Genomic DNA, 18,357 nt, shown 5'->3' on the forward strand with positions numbered 1-18,357 from the left:
ATGGCGGCGCCTGAAGAGATTCTCGTCTACCGCGCGCCGATGCGATCGCGCGATGACGCGGTTCCGCGGGGGGCGGGCCCGGAGCGGGCGCTCGCGCTCGGCATCTGCGGGATCGGCGGGAGGGTGCACCCTGCGCCCCACTCCCTGGAGGATGCGCTCACGACGGCGGATGCGCAGTCCGGCATCCGACTGGCCTGGCGCATCGAGAGGTTCGCGAAGGCGCCGATCGGCTCCTTCGTCTGGACGCGGGATGCCGACGGCCTGACCTATCTCGGACGCATCGTCGGGCCCTGGACCTACGACGCCGACGATACGGCCGATGCCGTGGACCTCGTGCACGTCCGTGCCTGCCAGTGGATTCCGGAGCCCATCGCCGACGCGGTGGTGCCGGCAGACGTGCAGGCGTCGTTCGGGCGGGGCGGGCGCAACTGGCAGCGGATCCGCGCCGCGAGCGTCAGCGCACCGACGCAGGCGGTCTGGGAGGCCGCCCCCGAAGCGTGAGGTCAGCGCCAGATCGCGGCGATCGCGGCGTTCGCGGCTGTCAGGATGCCGACGAGCCAGAACATCGCGGCGGGCACGCCCGTACCGCGCTTCTGGCGGGCCGTGCCGATGCCGAGGAGTGCGCCGATCACCAACAGCAGAACGAGCTTGACGCCGATCTTGACGTAGTTCAGCTCGTAGGAGATGCCCCACGGAGCGGCCAGGGCGAGGCCCGCCACTGCCGCGATCGTCATGCCGATGCTCATGAGACGCGTGAACTCGCGCTTCCCGCCGAAGGCCTGCACCGCCCAGGCGCCGAAGAGCACGGCGAAGCCGATCAGGTGGACGAACAGCACGATGTGGCGCAGGGTCTCCATGTGCACACCGTACGTTCTGCGGGGCGAACGCTGCCAGCAAGGACAGCCTCCCCTCACCGGAATATCAGTTGACGGGCGGGTGACTCCCGTCAGCCGCGCAGGTCGCGGATGACGAGCGCCGTGCGCAGCGCTGCGTCCGCAGCCTCGGCGCCCTTGTCCTCGTGCGACCCCTCGAGTCCCGCACGGTCGAGGCCCTGCTTCTCGTCATCGAGCGTCAGCACGCCGAAGCCGATCGGCTTGCCCGCGTCGAGCGACACGCGGGTGAGCCCGTCGGTGGTCGCCGCCGAGACGTACTCGAAGTGCGGGGTGCCCCCGCGGATGATCACGCCGAGCGCGACGACCGCATCGGCGCCGCCCGCGAACGCGGCCTGTGCCGCCACCGCGAGCTCGAACGACCCCGGTACCCGAACGACGCGGTACGACGCACCGGACTCGTCGAGCACGCGCTGCGCTCCGGCGATGAGTCCGTTCGTGATGACGTCGTGCCAGGTACCGGCGATCACGACGATGTCGAGTCCCGATCCGTCGATCTTCTCCGTGCGGGGTGCTGCTCCTGCGCCGCTCATGCGTCGTCCTTCTTTCCGTCGGCCTGCGACCGTTCACCGTCGGCGAGGGCCTGTGCGAGTTCCGCCTCGCCGATGATGTGACCCATCCGGTCGCGCTTCGTCTCGAGGTACTGGTGGTTGTTGGGGCCGACGCCGACGATCAGCGGCACCTGCTCGACCACGTCGAGTCCGAGGCTGCGCAACTGCGCGACCTTGTCGGTGTTGTTCGTCAGCAGGCGCACCTTCGACACCCCGAGGTCGGCGAGGATGCCGGCTGCGGCGGCGTAGTCGCGGGCGTCGGCGGGGAGGCCCAGTGCGAGATTGGCGTCGACCGTGTCGAGGCCTTCCTCCTGCAGGCTGTACGCCCGTAGCTTGTTGATGAGGCCGATGCCGCGCCCCTCGTGGCCGCGCATGTAGATGACGACCCCGCCGTCCTGCTCGATCGCGTCGAGCGCGGCATCCAGCTGCGGTCCGCATTCGCACTTGAGCGAGCCGAAGGCCTCGCCGGTCAGGCACTCCGAGTGCACGCGCACCAGCGCGGTCTCGGAGGGCTCGCCCGACACGACCGCGATGTGGTCGGTTCCGGTCACCCGGTCTTTGTAGGCGAGGAAGCGGAACGACCCGTGCGTGGTCGGCACGGTGGCGTCGGCGCGCAGACTCACGCGGCGACTCGCCCTCTCCGGCGACCATCCGGACGGGTCGATTTCGTTGAGATGCGCGATCAGCTGCTCGATCGTGATGACCGGGACGCCGTCGCGCGCGCCGAGCTCGAGGAGCCCGGGTAGACGCATCATGCTGCCGTCCTCCGCGACCACTTCGGCGATCGCGCCGACCGGGCGCAGGCCCGCGAGCTTCATGAGGTCGACCGCGGCCTCGGTGTGCCCACTCCGCTCGCGCACGCCCCCGTCGACCGCGCGCAGCGGCAGCACGTGCCCGGGGCGGATGATGCTCGTGGCGGTCGATTCGGGATTCGCGAGCACGTTGAGGGTGTGCGCGCGGTCGTGCGCGCTGATGCCCGTCGTGACGCCCTCCGCGGCATCCACGCTCACGGTGTACGCGGTCGAGCGGGCGTCCTCGCTGGCCGCGACCATGGGCTGCAGGTTGAGCGTGTCGGCGAGGTCGGCCGGCATCGGGGCGCAGATGAAGCCCGACGACCAGCGCACGGTCCAGGCGACCCACTCGGGAGTCGCGAGCTCCGCCGAGAGCACGACGTCGCCCTCGTTCTCGCGGTTCTCGTCGTCGGCGACGAGCACGGGGCGACCTGCGCGCAGCGCGTCGAGCGCCTCGGTGATGGTGGACAGGCTCATCGCGAGCCTCCTTCCGGTGCTGCCCGGAACGCAAGCAGACGCTCGACGTGCCGGGCGAGGATGTCGGTCTCGAGGTTCACGCGGTCGCCGACCGCGCGGGCGCCCAGGGTGGTCGCGGCGAGGGTCTCCGGGATGAGGGAGACCTCGAGCCAGTGCTGCTCGGCGTCCGCGGCGCTCACGGCGCTCACCGTGAGCGAGGTGCCGTCGATCGAGATCGAGCCCTTGTCGACCACGAGAGGGGCGAGGTCGGCGGGGATCTCGATGCGCAGCACGCTCCACTGCGCGCCGGGGCGCACCTCGATCACGGAACCGACCCCGTCGACATGTCCCTGCACGATGTGCCCGCCCAACCGCGCCCCTACGGGCATCGCCTTCTCGATGTTGACGCGCGTGCCGACGGTCGCAGTGCCGAGGGCGGCGACGTCGAGGGTCTGCTTCATGACGTCCGCGTCGAACGTGTCGGCGGTGGAGTCGACCACCGTGAGACAGACGCCCGACACCGCGATCGACTCGCCGTGCACCGCGTCCGCCGCGGCCTTCGGGGCGCGCACGGTGAGGCGCCAGCCGTCGCCGGCGGGCGCGACCTGGGTGATCTCGCCGATCTCCTCGATGATTCCGGTGAACATCAGTGGGTTCCTTCTTCCTGAGAGGTCACGGGTTCCTCAGACGACACCGGGTGTGCGATCGCCAGGAGGTCGGCGCCGAGGGGCAGCCAGCGGTCGATCGTCAGGCGACGAGCAGCATCGATCGACGGGACGCCGATGTCGGTGAGCGCGAGTCGTCCTCCGCCCAGCAGCACGGGTGCGATGTATGCCAGCACGCGGTCGGCGAGGCCTTCGGCGAGGAAGGCGCTGGCGAGCGTCGGGCCGCCCTCGACGAACACGCTCTGCACGCCGCGCATGTGCAGGTCGGCGAGCACCGCGTGCACGTCGTGGGTCTCGTAGGCGAGCGGAGCGTGCGGATGCCGACGGATAGCGGCGTCGTCGGGGATCGCGCGGGTGCCGATCACCACGGGGACGGGTTGTGCCGGGTAGAGCTCGTTGCCGTCGCGAGCCGTGAGTGCCGGGTCGTCGGCGAGGAGTGTGCCCGTGCCGACCACGATCGCATCGGCATCTGCGCGGCGCCGGTGCACGTCGGCGCGAGCCTCGGGGCCGGTGATCCACTGGCTCGACCCGTCGGATGCCGCGGCGCGACCGTCGAGGCTCTGCGCCCACTTCACCGTGACGTGCGGGCGACCGAGTCGCTGCGCGGTGAGCCATCCGTCGATCACGCGGTGCGCGGACTCGGCCTGCTCACCCGCCTCGACACTCACGCCTGCGGCGCGCAATCTGTCGGCGCCGCCGCCCGAGATGGCACCGGGGTCGTCGAGCGCGTACACGACACGGGCGACTCCGGCCTCGATCAGCGCGACGGCGCAGGGTCCCGTGCGGCCGGTGTGGTTGCAGGGTTCGAGCGTGACGACCGCGGTGGCGCCGCGCGCAGCACCCGGAGCGAGCTTCGAGAGAGCGTCGACCTCGGCATGGGGCGTGCCGGCACCGTGATGCCAACCCTCCGCGAGGACCTCGCCGTCGGCAGACAGGATGACGGCCCCCACCTGCGGGTTCGCGCCGCGCGGGCCAAGGCTCGCGAGTTCGAGCGCTCGGGTCATCGCCCGGCGTTCCGCCTCGTTCACTGCCATCCGTCGGTCCTCTCTGGACTCCAGGGGTCGCAGGGGAGGCGGGACGGAACGCGCATGCGGCGGCCCACCGTGCTGCCTCCCTTCCGGACTAGCGAGGCTGCGCCTCGCATCACCGTCGGTCCCGGATTTCCACCGGATCGGCATCTCGACGAATCGAGACGCTCGCGGACTGTCACCGCCGGTTCGGATTCCCACCGACCCCGGAGCACGTTGATGCTCTGAGTGTACTCAACACGCCTGGGCGCGTTTCATTCCGCGTAACAGAGCGCGGAACGGCCGGTCACTTCAGGAGTCGGGAGAGTCGTCTGTCGGCGAGGATCTTGCGGCCGGTCTGGCAGGTCAGGCAGTGTTCACTTGAGCAGGCGAGAGAGTCGTCTGTCGGCGAGGGTCTTGCTGCCGGTCTGGCAGGTGGGGCGGTGTTCACTTGAGCAAGCGGGAGAGTCGTCTGTCGGCGAGGATCTTGCGGCCGGTCTGGCAGGTCGGGCAGTGTTCACTTGAGCAAGCGGGAGAGTCGTCTGTCGGCGAGGATCTTGCCGCCGGTCTGGCAGGTCGGGCAGTACTCGAGCGAGCGGTCGGCAAAGAACACGCTGCGCACGGTATCGCCGCACACGGGGCAGATCTCACCGCGGCGGGCATGCACCTGCATCCCTCGTCGCTTGGCGTCTTTCAGGTCGGCGGGCGGCTTGCCCGACGCCTCGGCGATCGCGTCGGTGAGCGTCGATCGCATCGCGGCGTACAGCCGGTCGACCTCGCCGGTGTCGAGCGTGCCGGCGATCGCGTACGGAGACATCTTCGCGACGTGCAGGATCTCGTCGGAATAGGCGTTGCCGATGCCCGCGATCACACCCTGGTCGCGCAGGAGTCCTTTGATCTGCATCCGGCGCCCGTCGAGCACGGCTCCGAACGCCTCGCGCGTGAAGCCGTCGTCGAGCGGGTCGGGGCCGAGCCGTGCGATCCCCGGCACCTCCTCAGGGTCGCGCACGACGTACACCGCGAGCGACTTCTTGGTTCCGGCCTCGGTCAGGTCGAAGCCGCTGTCGTCGTCGAACGCGACGCGCAGGGCGATGGGGGACTTGCCCGGCTTGATGAGCGTCGTCGGGAGGAGCTCGTACCAGCGCAGCCACCCGGCCTTCGCGAGGTGGAACACGAGGTGCAGGTCGTCGCCGGCGGACAGCACGATGAACTTGCCTCGCCTGGTCGCCGCGGTGATCTGGGCGCCGTGCAACGCGGTGTTAGGCGGGTCGTACGTCTTGAGGGCCGCGATCGCCCCGACGCTCGTGCGCGTGACCGTGCGCCCCACCACCCGCTCGGTGAGGAACGTCGTCAGGCCCTGGACCTCCGGCATCTCCGGCATGCGCCCATCCTGCCACCGGGGTCGGACACCGGGCCAGCGGGGGGCGTGACCGGTGGCGAGGGGAGGGGATCGCGCCGGCGTAGGACGTTCCGGTCAGAATCCACCTACCTTCGCGTCATCGCCTACCTCGGCGTGCGCGAGGGGAGGGCCGGGGCGGTGCGACGCGCTCAGCCGAGCACGGGCCAGGGGGCGGGGGTGCGGTCGTCGTCGCGGAGGAGGCCGGCGATCCAGCTGTCCTCGCGGCGGTCGCCGCTCGCGAAGGCCTGCCGGAGGCGACCCTCGTAGCGGAAGCCGAGCGCGCGGGCGGTCAGCGCCGACGGCACGTTGCCGGCGATCGCGCGCCATTCGATCCGGGAGAGCCCGAGCTCGCCGAAGCCCCAGTCCACCACAGCGGTCGCCGCCTCGACGACGTAGCCCTGGCCGCGCGCGGCGTCGGTCACCCAGAACCCGATCTCGGCATCACCGCCGTTCCCTGATCGCCGGATGCGGTGCAACCCGATCATTCCCACGAGCTCGCCGTCGCGGCGCAGGGCCCAGGTCGTCTCGCTGCCGTCGACCCACCAGCCCTCGACCAGACGCACGAAGTCCTCCGCATCGGTCCGCGCATAGGGACTCGGCACCGTCGTCCATCGCGCGATATCCGGGTCCTGGCAGGCCTGGGTAATCGCGTCGACGTCGGCATCGGTCGGAGCGCGCAGCTCAAGTCGTTCGGTGGTGAGGGTGACCGGTTCCATCCGGGAATCCTAGCGACGGGACCGCCGATGTCGGATGCCGCGGCTAGGCTTGTCCGGTGACTGTTCCGGGGATTCTGCGCGCCTTGGAAGAGGCGTCTCTGTATCGCGACGCCCTCACCTGGGCGCAGACCGACGCCGATCTCGGGCTCGTCGACGGGCTCGACGCGCCCGCGCTCGCCGGACTCCTCCAGAAGCGCCGCGCCGCCGGGCATCCCGCCGCCCTCCTCACGGTCGTGCCGACCGGTCGACGCGCCGAGAGCCTCTCGCAGGCGCTCGCCGCGTACCTGCCCGATGCCGAGGTCGTGACCTTCCCCGCCTGGGAGACCCTGCCGCACGAGCGCCTGAGCCCGAGCCCCGACACGGTCGGCCAGCGTCTGCAGACGCTGCGCCGTATCGCGGAGTGGTCGGGCGAGCGGCCGCTGGTCGTGGTCGCTTCGGTGCGCGCGGCGCTGCAGCCGATCGCCGGCAACCTCGGCGAAATCGCGCCGCTCGAACTCGCGATGGGATCGCGCGGGCACGAGCTCGATCGCGTCGCCGAGCAGCTCGTCGAACGGGCGTACTCGCGCGTCGACATGGTGTCGCGCCGCGGTGAGTTCGCGGTGCGCGGCGGCATCCTCGACGTGTTCCCGCCGACTTCGGAGCATCCGTACCGCATCGAGTTCTTCGGCGACGAGGTCGACCAGATCCGGGCGTTCTCGGTTGCCGACCAGCGCTCCCTTCCCGGTGACGTCGCCCTCGTCGATCTGCCGCCCAGCCGCGAGCTGCTGCTGACGCCCGATGTGCGCGACCGCGCGCGGGCGCTGATCGGCGGGTTCCCGGCGATCTCGCAGATGCTCGAGAAGATGGCAGAGGGCATCCCCGTCGAGGGCATGGAGTCGCTGCTGCCCGCGGTGGCCGGGCCGCTGAAGTCGCTCGCCGAGTACCTGCCCGAGGGCACCGCGACGGCGGTCGTCGATCCCGAGCGCTCCAGCGCCCGAGCCATCACCCTCGGCGAGACGAACCGCGAGTTCCTCGACGCCGCCTGGAGCGCCGCGACCTCCGGCGCATCCGCTCCGATCGACCTCGGCGCGGGCGACTTCCTCACGATCGCGCGGCTGCGCGAGATCGTCCGCGACCGCGGCGGCGTGTGGTGGCGGCTCAGCCCCTTCGCGATGGGCGGGGAGGACGCCGAGACGATCGACGCCTCCGTCATCCCCTCGTTCCACGGCAATGTCGACGGCGCGATCTCGTTCGTCGACGCCAAGGTCGCCGACGGCTGGCGCGTGGTCGTGATCGCCGCAGGCTCCGGGCTCGTCGACCGCGCCCGCGACGTGCTCGCCGACCGGGGGATCGCGGCGCGCGTGGTCGAGACGGTCGACGGGATGCCGGATGCCGGGGTCGCGACGCTCGTCACGGGCACGGTCGAGTCGGGCTTCCAGGTCGCCGAGGCGAAGCTCGCCGTGCTCACCGACAACGAGTTCTACGGCCGCACGATCGGCGGTGACCAGCGAGTTGTCAAGAAGCTCGCCTCGCGACGCAAGAACGTCGTCGACCCGCTGCAGCTCAAGCCGGGCGACTTCGTGGTGCACAACACGCACGGCATCGGCCGCTTCGTGGAGATGACGAAGCGCGAGGTGTCGACCGGCGGACGCAACGCGACGAAGTCCACGCGCGACTACCTCGTGCTGGAGTACGCGCCGTCGAAGCGCGGCTACCCCGGCGACAAGCTGTACGTGCCGACCGATCAGCTCGACCTGCTGTCGAAGTACGTCGGCGGCGAGGGGCCCACGCTGTCGAAGATGGGCGGCAGCGACTGGGCGCAGGCCAAGGGCAAGGCCCGCAAGGCCGTGCGCGACATCGCGGTCGAGCTCGTCAAGCTGTACTCGGCGCGCATGGCGGCCAAGGGGCACGCGTTCGCGCCGGACACTCCGTGGCAGCGCGAGCTGGAAGAGGCGTTCCCCTTCGCCGAGACCCACGACCAGCTGCAGACCATCGACGAGATCAAGGCCGACATGGAGCGGCCCATCCCGATGGACCGCCTGCTCTCGGGCGACGTCGGCTTCGGCAAGACCGAGGTCGCGGTGCGTGCGGCGTTCAAGGCGATCCAGGACGGCAAGCAGGTCGCGATGCTCGTGCCGACCACGCTGCTCGTGAAGCAGCACCTCGAGACGTTCACCGAGCGCTTCGCCGGGTTCCCCGTCAAGGTGCGGCCGCTCTCGCGCTTCCAGACCGACAAGGAAGCGCGGCTCACGCTCGCCGGCCTCCTCGACGGCACGGTCGACATGGTCATCGGCACCCACCGCATCCTCACAGACCAGGTCATGTTCAAGGACCTCGGGCTCATGATCATCGACGAGGAGCAGCGCTTCGGCGTCGAGCACAAGGATGCGCTGAAGAAGATGAAGACGAACGTCGACATCCTCGCGATGAGCGCGACGCCCATCCCGCGCACGCTCGAGATGGCCGTCACGGGCATCCGCGAGATGTCGACCCTCGCGACGCCGCCGGAGGACCGGCATCCGATCCTGTCCTTCGTCGGCCCCCGCAGCGACAAGCAGATCGCGGCGGCGATCCGTCGCGAGATCCTGCGAGAGGGCCAGGTGTTCTTCGTGCACAACCGCGTGCAGTCGATCCAGCGCGTCGCGGCTCAGCTCGCCGAGCTCGTGCCCGAGGCGCGGATCGCGGTGGCGCACGGGCAGATGGGGGAGCACGCGCTCGAGCAGGTCGTCGACGACTTCTGGGAGCGCAAGTTCGACGTGCTCGTCTCGACGACCATCATCGAGACCGGCCTCGACATCTCCAACGCGAACACGATCATCATCGATCGCGCCGACAAGTACGGCCTGAGCCAGCTGCACCAGCTGCGCGGACGCGTCGGTCGCGGGCGCGAGCGCGCCTACGCCTACTTCCTGTACGACGAGATGAAGCCGCTCAGCGAGACGGCGGCCGACCGCCTGCAGACCATCGCGATCAACAACGACCTGGGATCGGGTATGCAGGTCGCGCTCAAGGACCTCGAGCTGCGCGGCGCGGGCAACCTGCTCGGCGGCGAGCAGGCCGGGCACATCGCGGGCGTCGGCTTCGACCTGTACCTGCGGATGATCGGCGAAGCGGTCGCGACGTTCCGCGGCGACGAGGTCGAGTCGGGACAGGAGCTGCGGCTCGAGCTGCCGCTCGACGCCCGCATCCCCGAGTACTACATCGACAGCGAACGGCTGCGCCTGGAGGCGTATCAGAAGCTGTCCGCCGCCTCAGCGGCGACGGCCAAGGACGACGCGATCGACCTCGTGATCGAGGAGCTCACCGACCGCTACGGCACCCCGCCGGAAGACGTCGAGGGCCTGGTCGCGGTCGCACGTCTGCGTCGTCGTGCCGCCAGGGCCGGGCTCGCCGACGTCGTCGTGATGGGCTCGAACCTGCGGATCGCGCCCGCCCGCCTCGAGGACTCCATCAAGGTGCGCCTGCAGCGGCTCTACCCCAAGGCCAAGCTGGTCGCGAGCGGCGAGGCGCTCGTGGTGCCGATGCCCACGATTCCCGCCGCCGTCGGTGTGGGTCTCGAGCCCCTGCCCGACGCCGAGCTGCTCGAATGGGTCGGCCAGCTCTTCACCGCGATCTTCCCGGAGCCCGTCCCGGTCGAGTGATCGGGCGGGTGCGGAGAGTGGCGCGTCAGTCTGCGGGGCGAGTCGCCACGTACAGCAGGTTGCCGTCGGGGTCGCGCACCTGGGCGACGCGCTCGCCCCACGGCAGATCCTCGGGCGGTGCGACGGCGGCGGCCCCGGATGCGAGCGTCGCGGCGTACGCGGCATCCGCGTCGTCGACGTACAACCAGACCGCGATCGGGTCGCCCGGCGTGATGTCGGCGTCGAGCCCTATCCCGAGCGCCCCGCCGCCCACCGCCAGCGCGACGTAGACGTCCGCGCCGTCGTGCGCGTAGCGATAGGTGACCGTCGCGGCGAAGGCCTCCTCGTAGAAGCGGCTCAGACGCGGGAGGTCGACCGTGCGCAGGATGGGGAACAGACTCGAGACACCCATGTCGGCAGGGTAGAGCGGGCGCGGGTCCCGTGCAACGGCATCAGAGCGAGAAGCCGCCGTCCGAAGTGAGGACCTGTCCGACCACCCACGACCCGGCCGGCGTGCAGAGCCACCCGATCAGGCGCGCGGGGTCGTCGGGAACGCCGACCCGTCCGAAGGGCTGTGCAGCGATCCAGTCCGGAACGCCCGACAGGTCACGATCCGTCGTGTCGGGGTCGAGGTAGCCCGTGTTCACGGGGCCGGGGTTCACGGTGTTGAGCACGAGTCCGACGCCCAGCAGCTCCCGGGCGACCGATCGAGTGATGCCGGCGAGCGCGGCCTTGCTCGTCGCGTATGCGATCTCGCCGACCATGGCGCCATGGCCCTGCCCCGACGTCATCCAGATCACGTGTCCGGTTGGCGTGTCGAACGGGCCGAGATCGACCATGCGATCGCCGGGTCGCGCGGCGTCCGCGGGCGCTCCGCCGAGCTCGCGTCGACGCCTCCGCGCGAGTCCTGACGTGAGCAGCAGCGACGCCCGGGCATTGGTCTGCCAGTGCGCGTCGAGGCGCCCGGGGGTCATGTCGAAGATCGACCCGTCTCCACCGCTGAGCGCCTGGTTGCAGACCAGGATGTCGGTGCGCCCGGTCACGCCGGAGGCGGCGTCGAGCACGGCCTCGACGGTCGCGTCGTCGCGAAGGTCCCCGTGATGATCGGCCAGCACCGCACCCGGTGCGAGGGACGCGGCGATGCCCGCGCGGACGGCGTCGATGTCGTCGCCGCCCCACGGCTGGTCGACGTCGTGCGGTCGGTAGTGGTGCATCACGACGTTCGCGCCGAGGGACGCGAGCGTGCGGGCGGTCGCGAAGCCGATGCCGCGCAGCCGTGAGACGCCGGTGACGAGAGCGGTCTTTCCGGACAGAGGGAGGAGGTCGGCGGAGGTCATGGTCGAGCCTTTCGATCGGGATGCCGAGGCGCGCGGGAACGCAGCCGAACGGCGGGGAAGGGATCGAGTCAGAGGCCAGCCATGCGGGCCAGCGTAGCAGCGGCGCTAGCGACAGTCGAACGGCGCGTCAACGGGGGTGGTCGGCGCTGCACGGCAGCGAGAGAATGAGGGCATGTGGGCATTGCTGATCATCCTCCTCATCGTCTGGGCTGGCCTCGCGGTCTTCGGTTTCGTGATCAAGGGACTCCTGTGGCTCGCGGTCCTGGGCATCGTGCTGTTCCTCGCGACGCTCGTGATCGGGATGCTGAGACGCGCCGGCGCATCGAACAAGTAGATCCCTCGCGACCGGGCGGTGCGTCGCACTACGCTGACGTCATGCTGTACGAGCACCTCGGGGCTCGGCCCCGCGTCCACGACACCGCCGTCATCGCCCCCACCGCCGTGGTCTCCGGCGATGTGGAGATCGGACCGGGCTGCCAGGTGCTGCACGGTGCGGTGATCACGGCCGAGGGAGGGCCGATCACCCTGGGCGCGCACGTCATCGTGATGGAGAACGCGTTGATCCGCGCGACTGCGGCGAACGCCGTGCACATCGGTGCGCACACGCTGATCGGCACGCTCGCGAGCATCGCCGGAGCGACCGTCGGCGAGGAGGTCTTCTTCGCCTCGGGCGCCCGGATCTTCAACGGCGCCCTGGTCGGCGACCGCTGCGAGGTGCGGGTGAACGCCATCGTGCATCGCCGTGCCGTGCTGCCCTCGGGCACCGTGGTGCCGATCGGATGGGTCGCGGTGGGCGACCCGGTGCAGCTGCTGTCGCCCGATCGCAAGGAGGAGATCGCTGCCGCGCAACCGGATCTCGACTTCCCCGGGCACGTGTTCGGCGTCGATCGTGACACCCCCGATCTCATGGTGCAGCTGACGGAACGCTATGGCTCGTCTCTCGCGCGGCACGCCGACGACGTGCGCATCGACGCGCCGGCGGCGGGTCGCGAGTGAGCGCGGGCGCCGGTCTCGTCCGTCCCGAGGTGACCACGGCCGACGCCGCGCTGATCGCCCGCGAGTGCTACGGCATCGAGGCCACCGCGACCGAGCTCGGCAGCAATCAGGACCGCAACTTCGTGCTGCTCGAGGCCGACGGTGCGCGCAGCGTGCTGCGCGTGGACAATCCCGTGTTCGGCGACGACGCCCGCGACGCCCAGCACCGGGCGCTCGACGCCTATCGTGACGCCGGAGTCGTCGTGCCCGCCGTGCTCCCGGGACTCGACGGCGCTCTCACACAGCGCTGGGGCGGCTTCGCCGTGCGGCGCAGCGAGTTCGCCGAGGGCGAGCCGCTCGTCGATGCGGGCTACCTGGCGCCGGTGGTGCTGACGGAGTTCGGAGCCCTCGCCGCGGCCTCCGTCACGGCGCTGGCGGGTCTGCGGCATCCGGGTCTCGACCGCGAGCAGATGTGGGACATGAGGGTCGCGCACGAGCAGGTGCGACTTCTCGCGCCGTCGATCGCCGACTCACGTCTGCGCTCCCGGGTGCGCGACGCGGCCGAGGAGGCGCAGGCCGCGCTCGCCGCCGTGGCCGATCGGCTTCCTGTACAGCCGATCCACGGCGACCTGACCGACGACAACGTCATGGGGATGCGCGGAGAGGACTCGCGCCTGCATCCGCGCGTCGTGATCGACCTCGGCGATCTCGGCACCGGGTGGCGCGTCGCCGAGCTCGCGGTGTGCGCCTCGTCGATGCTGCACCACGAGCCGGATCGTCCGCTGCGCGTGCTCGACACGATCGCCGCCTTCCACGAGGCCGTGCCGCTCGACGTCGAGGAGATCGACGCCGTGTGGCCGCTCATCGTGCTGCGTGCCGCGCTGCTCGTGGCGAGCGGGTGGCGGCAGCTCGAGATCGACGGCGACAACGAGTACGCGGCCGAGCGTGTGGCGGGGGAGCAGGCGATCTTCGACGCCGCGACCGCCGTGCCGTTGATCGAGGCGGTCGAGCACGTGCGCGCGCGGCTCGGGATCGATGCTGCGGCGTTCGACGCCGCGGGGAGGCCCGACGTCGCGTCGCTGATCCCCGACCTCGAGGGGCGGGTGTCGATGATCGATCCGGGTGTGGAGGCTCCGGATCTGGATGCCGGGAGATGGCTCGCCCCCGACATCGAGGCGCAGCTGGTCGCGGACGCGCACGCAGCCGGGGCCTACGGCGCCGTGATGCCGTACGGGGTGTACCGGCTCACGCGCACGGCGATCGACACCGCCGACGCCGCCGCGACCTGGCCCGTCGAGACCGAGGTGCACATCGCCCCCGGGCCGTCGATGCGCCTGACCGCACCGGTGGGTGGGGAGGTGACGGTGCTCGACGGGAGGGTGCTCCTCGCGCACGGCGGCGGGTGGATCGTCGAGGTGCGCGGGGCCGACATCGATCCTTCGCGAGGCGGGCCCGTCGAGAGCGGCGACGCCATCGGGCGGATCGCCGCGTCGTTCGGCACTCGCGTCGTCGTGGTCGGCGTCCGTCGTGCGGACACCCCTGCCCCGATGCCGCCGTCCACGGCGTCGCCCCTGCTCCCGCCCGCCCCCGCGAGCGCCCGGCTCGTCGCTCCCGACGAGGTCGCGGCGTGGGCGCGGCTGACCGCCGATCCCGCTGCGCTGCTCGGCATCCCGTCCGTCGCCCAGCGCGACGAGTCGGCGCACGAGCTCCGCCGCCGCGAGCGCATCTTCGCGGCAGCCCAGGAGCGGTACTACGAGCATCCGCCGCAGATCGAACGCGGCTGGCGCCATCATCTGGTCGACACCACGGGGCGCAGCCACGTCGACATGGTCAACAACGTCGCGGGTCTCGGCCACGCGCACCCGGGTGTCGCCGACGCTGCGAGTGCCCAGCTGCGCCTGCTCGGCACGAACTCCCGATTCCTGTTCCGCGACCTCGCCGAATACAGCGAACGGCTGCTCGCGCTCATGCCCGAGGGGAGCGGCCTCGACACGGTGCTGCTCGTCAACAGCGGATCCGAGGCCGTCGATCTGGCGATCCGTCTGGCGCAGGCGGCCACCGGACGGCAGACGATCGTGGCACTCCGCGAGGCCTATCACGGCTGGACCCAGGCGAGCGACGCCGTCACCACCAGTGCGTACGACAACCCCGACGCGGTCGGCACGCGCCCCGACTGGGTGCACGTCGCCGACGTCCCGAATCGGTTCCGCGGCACATACCGGGGCGACGACACCGCGGGTGCGTACCTCGCCGATCTCGCCGCCGACCTCGACCGGCTCGCCGACGAGGAGCGGCCGGCAGCGGCCTTCCTGTGCGAGTCGGTGCTCGGCAACGCCGGCGGCGTGCTGCTGCCGGAGGGATACCTCGCGGGCGCCTACGAGCGGGTGCGCGCCCGCGGCGGCCTCTGCATCGCCGACGAGGTGCAGGTCGGCTTCGGTCGCATGGGGTCGACGTTCTGGGGCTTCGAGCAGTCCGATGCGGTGCCCGACATCGTCACGATCGCGAAGCCCATGGGCAACGGGTTCCCGATCGGCGGCGTGATCACCACGACGCGGATCGCCGACGCGCTCAGTTCGCAGGGGCAGTTCTTCTCGTCCGCCGGAGGCAGTTCGCTCAGCTGCCGGGTCGGGATCGCCGTGCTCGACGCCATGATCGAGGAGGACCTGCAGCGCAACGCGGTCGAGGTCGGCGCGCACCTGGCCGAGGGATTCCGGGAGCTCTCGCTTCGGCATCCGCTCATCGGCCCCGTGCACGGCACCGGCCTGTACCTCGGCGTCGAGCTCGTGCGCGACAGGGAGACGCTGGAGCCGGCAGCGGCCGAAGCGGCCGCGATCTGCGAGCGGATGCGGGAGCTCGGCGTGATCGTGCTGACCACGTCGGAACGCTCCAATGTGCTCAAGGTCAAGCCGCCCCTGTGCCTCACGGTCGAGAGCGCCGACCACGTGCTCGCGATGCTCGACCGGGTGCTGACCGATGGGTGGTGATCGCCTCCGCCTTCGAATCCAGCTCCGTCGTGCGATGTTAAATGCGTATTTCGAATCAGATTCGCTCTTCCGCTGACGAATAGCCGGGGTACATACTGAGGCTCAGCGTCGGACGACCCGAAGTCCGGCCCCTGCGCTGGTCCCGAGGGAGTACACATGGCAGAGAAGACGAAGCCGCTCGCGCACGGCGGCGGAACGCTCCGACGCAACCTGGGCCTGTGGGCGATCGTGGGCCTCGGACTCGGCTACATGACGCCGACGGTGGTGTTCGACACGTTCGGCATGGTCGCGCGCGACACGAACAACGTCGTTCCCGCCGCGTACCTCGTCGCACTGGTCGTGATGGTGTTCACCGCCATCAGCTACGGCAAGATCGCGAGCGCGATCCCCAGCGCCGGGTCGGCGTACACCTACGTGCGCGAGTCCATCCACCCGAATCTCGGCTTCATGGTCGGCTGGACCTCGCTGATCGACTACGTGCTCCTGCCGATGGTGAACTGCCTCATCATCAAGAGCTACCTCGAGGCCATGTTCCCCGACGTCCCCGCCTGGATCTGGGTCGTGCTCTACTGCATCGCCGTCACGAGCGTCATCTACATGACCATGCGCGGCACCTCGAACCTCAACATGATCCTGCTCGTGTTCTCGATCGTCGTCATGGTCGTGTTCGTGGCGCTCGTGGTCGCGCAGCTGATGCGCGGCGACGGGGCGGCGACGATCCTCTCGGTCGGAGCCTTCCTGCACGACGACGTGACGATGGGCGCGGTGCTGACCGGCGCCACGATCGTGTGCTTCTCGTTCATCGGCTTCGACGCGGTCACGATGTACGCCGAGGAGGCCAAGGACCCGAAGATCATGCCGAAGGCCATCCTGCTCACGGTGATCCTCGGCGGCGGCATCTTCCTCGTCGCCTCGTACGTGTCGCAGCTGCGGTTCCCCGACTGGAACGAGTTCGCCCCGGGCGGCGACATGCAGTTCGTCGAGGACTCGACCTTGCCGATCATCGGCGACCTCGTCGGCGGCAACGTCTTCATGGCGGTGCTCACGGCGGCGGGCTTCTGCGCCACGCTCGCGTCCGGCCTCGCCTCGCACGCCTCCGTGTCGCGGATGCTGCTCGTGATGGGACGCAACAACGTGCTGCCGCAACGCGCGTTCGGCTACATCAACACGCGCACCCACACGCCGACGTTCAACATCGTGCTGGTCGGGGCGATCTCGCTGCTCGCGATCCCGTTCACGCTCGAACTCATCGCCGCCTGGATCAACTACGGCGCGCTCATCGCGTTCACCTTCGTGAACATCTCGGTGATCGCGTGGTTCGCGATCCGCAAGGGCATGCGCCACACACCGCGCGAGATCTTCTCGTACATCGTGATGCCCGCGATCGGCACGCTGCTGACCGGACTGCTCTGGGTCAACCTGCACCCCGACGCTCTGATCGGCGGCATCACCTGGACGATCCTCGGCCTGATCTACCTCGCCGTGATCACGAAGGGATTCCGCAAGAAGGTGGTCGCCTTCGACGAGAATCAGGCCGTGACCGGTTACAACAAGGTCGTGAAGGTGCCGGTCGACGAGAGCTGAGGGGGAGGGGCGCCTTCGCGGGCGCCCCTCGGCTCAGATGACGCCCTGTGCGAGCATCGCGGCGGCGACGCGCTCGAAGCCCGCGATGTTCGCTCCGGCCACGTAGTCGCCTGCCACGTCGTACCGCTCGGCCGCGTCGAACGCCGCCTGGTGGATGTCGGCCATGATCTCGCGGAGCCGGTTCTCGCTCGCCTCGAAGGTCCACCGCTGGCGCGAGGCGTTCTGGCTCATCTCGAGCGCCGAGGTGGCGACGCCTCCGGCGTTCGCGGCCTTGCCGGGCGCGAACAGCACGCCCGCGGCCTGGAACGCGTCGACCGCCGCGGGGAGGCACGGCATGTTCGCGCCCTCCGACACCGCGCGCACGCCGTTCGCGATCAGGGCCTCGGCGGCCCGCAGGTCGAGCTCGTTCTGCGTGGCGGAGGGCACGGCGATGTCGACGGGAACCTCCCAGACGCTGCCGCCCTCGACGAATCGGGCACTCGAGCGGCGGTTCGCGTACTCGACGATGCGCGCGCGCTCGACCTCCTTGATCTGCCGCAGCAGATCGACGTCGATCCCGGCGTCGTCGACGACGTAGCCCGACGAATCGGATGCCGTGACGGCGGTCGCTCCGAGCTGCGTGGCCTTCTGGATAGCGTAGATCGCGACGTTGCCGGAGCCCGAGACCGCGACCCGCTTCCCCTCGAGCGATTCGCCGTGCACCGCGAGCATCTCCTGCGCGAAGAACACCGCGCCGTACCCGGTGGCCTCGGTGCGCACCTCGGCGCCGCCCCAGCCGGTGCCCTTGCCCGTGAACATGCCCGACTCGTGGCGGTTCGTGATCTTGCGGTACTGCCCGAACAGATAGCCGATCTCACGCCCGCCCACGCCGATGTCGCCGGCGGGCACGTCGGTGTGCTCGCCGAGGTGGCGGTAGAGCTCGTTCATGAACGACTGGCAGAAGCGCATGATCTCGGCATTCGAGCGCCCGTGCGGGTCGAAGTCGGAGCCGCCCTTGCCGCCGCCGATGCCCTGGCCGGTGAGCGCGTTCTTGAAGATCTGCTCGAAGCCGAGGAACTTGATGATCGACAGGTTCACCGAGGGGTGGAACCGCAGACCTCCCTTGTAGGGGCCGAGCACCGAGGAGAACTGCACGCGGTAGCCGCGATTGACCTGCAGGCGACCGTCGTCGTCGACCCACGGCACCCGGAACAGGATCTGACGCTCGGGCTCGACCACGCGATCGAGGATGCCGCCGTCGACGTACTCGGGGTGCCGATCGAGCACCGGTGCGATCGAGGTCAGCACCTCGTGCACGGCCTGCTGGAACTCGGGTTCGTGCGCGCTGCGCGCGAGCACCGTGTCGAACACGGGCTGCACCGAGTCGGCGAGCGGGTGGAAGGCGGTGGAGGGCAGAGCGGAAG

General features: G+C 70.3%; 16 protein-coding genes. 6 read left to right on the forward strand and 10 right to left on the reverse strand.

From position 1 onward, the window contains the following. A complete protein-coding gene (locus tag ACIPYT_RS09595) occupies nucleotides 1-501 on the forward strand; it encodes a GAF domain-containing protein (RefSeq protein WP_401072978.1) in 501 nt (166 codons plus the stop codon). Between the two features lie 2 nt (nucleotides 502-503). Here the strand turns inward: ACIPYT_RS09595 and ACIPYT_RS09600 are convergent, their stop codons facing one another. The 7 genes from ACIPYT_RS09600 to ACIPYT_RS09630 all read right to left on the reverse strand — a co-directional run bounded on the left by ACIPYT_RS09600 (nucleotide 504) and on the right by ACIPYT_RS09630 (nucleotide 6,475). Next, nucleotides 504-857 (reverse strand): Fe-S protein, encoded by a 354-nt coding sequence (locus tag ACIPYT_RS09600; protein WP_401072980.1) that lies wholly within the window; start codon nucleotides 855-857, stop codon nucleotides 504-506. A gap of 89 nt (nucleotides 858-946) precedes the next feature. Beyond that, entirely contained in the window at nucleotides 947-1,423 is a 477-nt protein-coding gene (gene ribH / locus ACIPYT_RS09605) for a 6,7-dimethyl-8-ribityllumazine synthase (RefSeq protein ID WP_401072982.1), read from the reverse strand. Beyond that, nucleotides 1,420-2,709, reverse strand: coding sequence for a GTP cyclohydrolase II (ribA, locus tag ACIPYT_RS09610; RefSeq protein WP_401072985.1), 1,290 nt, complete (start codon nucleotides 2,707-2,709; stop codon nucleotides 1,420-1,422). Before ribA ends, ribH begins: the two co-directional genes overlap by 4 nt. After that, nucleotides 2,706-3,335 carry a riboflavin synthase gene (locus tag ACIPYT_RS09615; protein WP_401072987.1) on the reverse strand — a complete coding sequence of 210 codons (630 nt, stop codon included), beginning with the start codon at nucleotides 3,333-3,335 and terminating at the stop codon, nucleotides 2,706-2,708. Before ACIPYT_RS09615 ends, ribA begins: the two co-directional genes overlap by 4 nt. After that, nucleotides 3,335-4,387 (reverse strand): bifunctional diaminohydroxyphosphoribosylaminopyrimidine deaminase/5-amino-6-(5-phosphoribosylamino)uracil reductase RibD, encoded by a 1,053-nt coding sequence (gene ribD, locus ACIPYT_RS09620; RefSeq protein ID WP_401072989.1) that lies wholly within the window; start codon nucleotides 4,385-4,387, stop codon nucleotides 3,335-3,337. Before ribD ends, ACIPYT_RS09615 begins: the two co-directional genes overlap by 1 nt. A gap of 490 nt (nucleotides 4,388-4,877) precedes the next feature. Then, a complete protein-coding gene (locus ACIPYT_RS09625) occupies nucleotides 4,878-5,741 on the reverse strand; it encodes an Fpg/Nei family DNA glycosylase (protein ID WP_401072991.1) in 864 nt (287 codons plus the stop codon). A 167-nt stretch (nucleotides 5,742-5,908) separates the two neighbouring features. Beyond that, nucleotides 5,909-6,475 carry a GNAT family N-acetyltransferase gene (locus ACIPYT_RS09630; protein WP_401072993.1) on the reverse strand — a complete coding sequence of 189 codons (567 nt, stop codon included), beginning with the start codon at nucleotides 6,473-6,475 and terminating at the stop codon, nucleotides 5,909-5,911. Nucleotides 6,476-6,531: 56 nt separating this feature from the next. Here ACIPYT_RS09630 and mfd point away from each other — a divergent pair, with 56 nt between their 5' ends. Continuing rightward, complete coding sequence (gene mfd / locus ACIPYT_RS09635) at nucleotides 6,532-10,095, forward strand: transcription-repair coupling factor (protein WP_401072995.1); 3,564 nt, start codon at nucleotides 6,532-6,534, stop codon at nucleotides 10,093-10,095. A gap of 25 nt (nucleotides 10,096-10,120) precedes the next feature. Here mfd and ACIPYT_RS09640 read toward each other — a convergent pair whose 3' ends face one another. Both ACIPYT_RS09640 and ACIPYT_RS09645 read right to left on the reverse strand, forming a co-directional pair. Further along, the gene (locus tag ACIPYT_RS09640) at nucleotides 10,121-10,486 is read right to left on the reverse strand and encodes a VOC family protein (protein ID WP_401072997.1); all 366 of its coding nucleotides are present in this window, start codon (nucleotides 10,484-10,486) and stop codon (nucleotides 10,121-10,123) included. Between the two features lie 40 nt (nucleotides 10,487-10,526). Next, on the reverse strand, nucleotides 10,527-11,411 hold the full coding sequence (locus ACIPYT_RS09645) for an SDR family oxidoreductase (protein ID WP_401072999.1): 885 nt from the start codon (nucleotides 11,409-11,411) through the stop codon (nucleotides 10,527-10,529). A gap of 172 nt (nucleotides 11,412-11,583) precedes the next feature. Here ACIPYT_RS09645 and ACIPYT_RS09650 point away from each other — a divergent pair, with 172 nt between their 5' ends. From ACIPYT_RS09650 to ACIPYT_RS09665, 4 genes are all read left to right on the forward strand, one after another. Then, complete coding sequence (locus tag ACIPYT_RS09650; RefSeq protein ID WP_401073001.1) at nucleotides 11,584-11,745, forward strand: hypothetical protein; 162 nt, start codon at nucleotides 11,584-11,586, stop codon at nucleotides 11,743-11,745. 41 nt (nucleotides 11,746-11,786) lie between these two features. Continuing rightward, complete coding sequence (locus ACIPYT_RS09655) at nucleotides 11,787-12,407, forward strand: gamma carbonic anhydrase family protein (RefSeq protein ID WP_401073003.1); 621 nt, start codon at nucleotides 11,787-11,789, stop codon at nucleotides 12,405-12,407. Further along, the gene (locus ACIPYT_RS09660) at nucleotides 12,404-15,370 is read left to right on the forward strand and encodes an aminotransferase (RefSeq protein WP_401073005.1); all 2,967 of its coding nucleotides are present in this window, start codon (nucleotides 12,404-12,406) and stop codon (nucleotides 15,368-15,370) included. The genes ACIPYT_RS09655 and ACIPYT_RS09660 overlap by 4 nt, the downstream gene beginning before the upstream one ends. 156 nt (nucleotides 15,371-15,526) lie before the next feature. Next, a complete protein-coding gene (locus tag ACIPYT_RS09665) occupies nucleotides 15,527-16,954 on the forward strand; it encodes an APC family permease (protein WP_401073007.1) in 1,428 nt (475 codons plus the stop codon). Nucleotides 16,955-16,987: 33 nt separating this feature from the next. On the opposite strand, the gene gdhA is transcribed toward ACIPYT_RS09665, so the two are convergent. Continuing rightward, nucleotides 16,988-18,349: an NADP-specific glutamate dehydrogenase gene (gene gdhA / locus ACIPYT_RS09670; protein ID WP_401074786.1), complete on the reverse strand. Its 1,362-nt coding sequence runs from the start codon at nucleotides 18,347-18,349 to the stop codon at nucleotides 16,988-16,990. Nucleotides 18,350-18,357: the final 8 nt, after the last annotated feature.

Source organism: Microbacterium sp. NPDC089695 (assembly GCF_044749085.1).
Classification (GTDB): Bacteria; Actinomycetota; Actinomycetes; order Actinomycetales; family Microbacteriaceae; genus Microbacterium.

What these genes read in the sequence shown, in the direction of transcription:
- ACIPYT_RS09595 (WP_401072978.1), top strand. Translation starts at nt 1, where the DNA reads ATGGCGGCGCCTGAAGAGATTCTCGTCTACCGCGCGCCGATGCGATCG.
- ACIPYT_RS09600 (WP_401072980.1), bottom strand. Translation starts at nt 857, where the DNA reads ATGGAGACCCTGCGCCACATCGTGCTGTTCGTCCACCTGATCGGCTTC.
- ribH (WP_401072982.1), bottom strand. Translation starts at nt 1,423, where the DNA reads ATGAGCGGCGCAGGAGCAGCACCCCGCACGGAGAAGATCGACGGATCG.
- ribA (WP_401072985.1), bottom strand. Translation starts at nt 2,709, where the DNA reads ATGAGCCTGTCCACCATCACCGAGGCGCTCGACGCGCTGCGCGCAGGT.
- ACIPYT_RS09615 (WP_401072987.1), bottom strand. Translation starts at nt 3,335, where the DNA reads ATGTTCACCGGAATCATCGAGGAGATCGGCGAGATCACCCAGGTCGCG.
- ribD (WP_401072989.1), bottom strand. Translation starts at nt 4,387, where the DNA reads ATGGCAGTGAACGAGGCGGAACGCCGGGCGATGACCCGAGCGCTCGAA.
- ACIPYT_RS09625 (WP_401072991.1), bottom strand. Translation starts at nt 5,741, where the DNA reads ATGCCGGAGATGCCGGAGGTCCAGGGCCTGACGACGTTCCTCACCGAG.
- ACIPYT_RS09630 (WP_401072993.1), bottom strand. Translation starts at nt 6,475, where the DNA reads ATGGAACCGGTCACCCTCACCACCGAACGACTTGAGCTGCGCGCTCCG.
- ACIPYT_RS09640 (WP_401072997.1), bottom strand. Translation starts at nt 10,486, where the DNA reads ATGGGTGTCTCGAGTCTGTTCCCCATCCTGCGCACGGTCGACCTCCCG.
- ACIPYT_RS09645 (WP_401072999.1), bottom strand. Translation starts at nt 11,411, where the DNA reads ATGACCTCCGCCGACCTCCTCCCTCTGTCCGGAAAGACCGCTCTCGTC.
- ACIPYT_RS09650 (WP_401073001.1), top strand. Translation starts at nt 11,584, where the DNA reads ATGTGGGCATTGCTGATCATCCTCCTCATCGTCTGGGCTGGCCTCGCG.
- ACIPYT_RS09655 (WP_401073003.1), top strand. Translation starts at nt 11,787, where the DNA reads ATGCTGTACGAGCACCTCGGGGCTCGGCCCCGCGTCCACGACACCGCC.
- ACIPYT_RS09665 (WP_401073007.1), top strand. Translation starts at nt 15,527, where the DNA reads ATGGCAGAGAAGACGAAGCCGCTCGCGCACGGCGGCGGAACGCTCCGA.